This is a genomic window from Streptomyces sp. SID14436 (genome assembly GCF_010548465.1).
Taxonomy (GTDB): Bacteria; Actinomycetota; Actinomycetes; order Streptomycetales; family Streptomycetaceae; genus Streptomyces.
The window spans coordinates 1-1,861 of the sequence record NZ_JAAGMD010000718.1 but is presented as its reverse complement, the minus strand read 5'-3'; the positions used below and the strand labels follow the sequence as shown (position 1 = coordinate 1,861).

Here is a 1,861-nt window from a genome sequence, read left to right as displayed (position 1 = left end):
TCAACGGATAAAAGGTACCCCGGGGATAACAGGCTGATCTTCCCCAAGAGTCCATATCGACGGGATGGTTTGGCACCTCGATGTCGGCTCGTCGCATCCTGGGGCTGGAGTCGGTCCCAAGGGTTGGGCTGTTCGCCCATTAAAGCGGTACGCGAGCTGGGTTTAGAACGTCGTGAGACAGTTCGGTCCCTATCCGCTGTGCGCGTAGGAGTCTTGAGAAGGGCTGTCCCTAGTACGAGAGGACCGGGACGGACGAACCTCTGGTGTGCCAGTTGTTCTGCCAAGGGCATGGCTGGTTGGCTACGTTCGGGAGGGATAACCGCTGAAAGCATCTAAGCGGGAAGCCTGCTTCGAGATGAGGGCTCCCACCCACTTGATGGGGTAAGGCTCCCAGTAGACGACTGGGTTGATAGGCCGGATATGGAAGCACGGTAACGTGTGGAGTTGACCGGTACTAATAGGCCGAGGGCTTGTCCTCAGTTGCTCGCGTCCACTGTGTTAGTTCTGAGACAACGACCGTTGTCGGCTTTGAGTAGAACACACAACAGAAGAGTGTGCTTGTTCGCTCGAAACCATTAGGGTTTCGGTGGTCATAGCGTAGGGGAAACGCCCGGTTACATTCCGAACCCGGAAGCTAAGCCTTACAGCGCCGATGGTACTGCAGGGGGGACCCTGTGGGAGAGTAGGACGCCGCCGAACAATCTTTGGAAGGACCCCTGGTCACCAGCGTTCAGCTGGGACCAGGGGTCCTTTTTCATTTGCTTATGGCGCGCTGGGTACCCGGCTGCGCGAGATACTTGCGGTACCGAAGACAGGAGTCACCGATGTCCACCAACTCTCCCGACGACCGACCGGAGCGCGATCAGCGGCGACGGGACAGTGGTGACCGGTCCGACCGTGGCGGCCAGCGCGGCGGCCCTCGTCGGGGCGACGACCGGGACCGTGGGTTCCGCAGGGATGGTGACCGTCCTCCCTTCCGCCGCGACGACCGGGACCGTGACCGTGACCGTGACCGGGGCGGCGACCGGGATCGTGGATTCCGCCGCGACGACCGCGACGACCGTGGCGACCGCGGCGACCGCGGCGGCCGGCCCGAGCGTGGTGGCTACCGCGGCCGTGACGACAACCGCGGCGGTGAGCGCGGCGGTTACGGTGGCGGCCGCGACGACCGTCGGGACGACCGGCGGGGCGGTGACCGGGAGCGGTACGGCTACCGACGGGACGACGACCGGGGTGGGTACCGCGGCCGTGACGACCGGGCCGGCCGCGATGAGCGCGGCGGATTCCGCGGTGGGCGGGACGACAGTCGGGGCGGCGACCGTGGCGGCTTCCGCCGCGACGACCGTGGTGACCGCGGCGGCTACCGGGGCCGGGACGACGACCGTGGTCCCAGGAGCGGCGGTTTCCGTGGCCGTGACGACCGGACGGGCGGCCGTGACGAGCGCGGTGACCGCGGCGGTTTCCGTGGCCGTGACGACCGGACGGGCGGCCGTGACGAGCGCGGTGACCGCGGCGGTTTCCGTGGCCGTGACGACCGGACGGGCGGCCGTGACGAGCGCGGTGACCGCGGTGGATTCCGTGGCCGAGACGACCGTGGCGGTTACCGCGGCCGGGACGACAACCGGGGCGACAGCCGCGGCGGCGACCGGGGCGGTTTCCGCCGCGAGGACAGCCGGGGCGGTGACCGGGGTGGGTACCGCGGCCGTGACGACCGCCGTGACGACCGGGCCGGCCGCGACGAGCGCGGTGGCTTCCGCCGCGACGACACCCGCGGCCGGGACGACTTCCGCGGGCGCGACGACCGCGCCGGAGACCGCGGCGGCTTCCGGAGCAGCCGTGACGACGACCGTGGCGGTGACCG

At 68.6% G+C, this 1,861-nt stretch carries 2 rRNA genes and 1 pseudogene; 2 read left to right on the top strand and 1 reads right to left on the bottom strand.

The annotated features are described in order from the left end of the window. Positions 1–478 (top strand): 23S ribosomal RNA (locus G3I53_RS25870); the annotation flags it as partial. 104 nt (positions 479–582) lie between these two features. Beyond that, positions 583–699: ribosomal RNA gene (gene rrf, locus G3I53_RS25865) — 5S ribosomal RNA — on the top strand. A 119-nt stretch (positions 700–818) separates the two neighbouring features. Here the strand turns inward: rrf and G3I53_RS25860 are convergent. Next, positions 819–1,861, bottom strand: a pseudogene (locus G3I53_RS25860) (hypothetical protein); the annotation flags it as partial.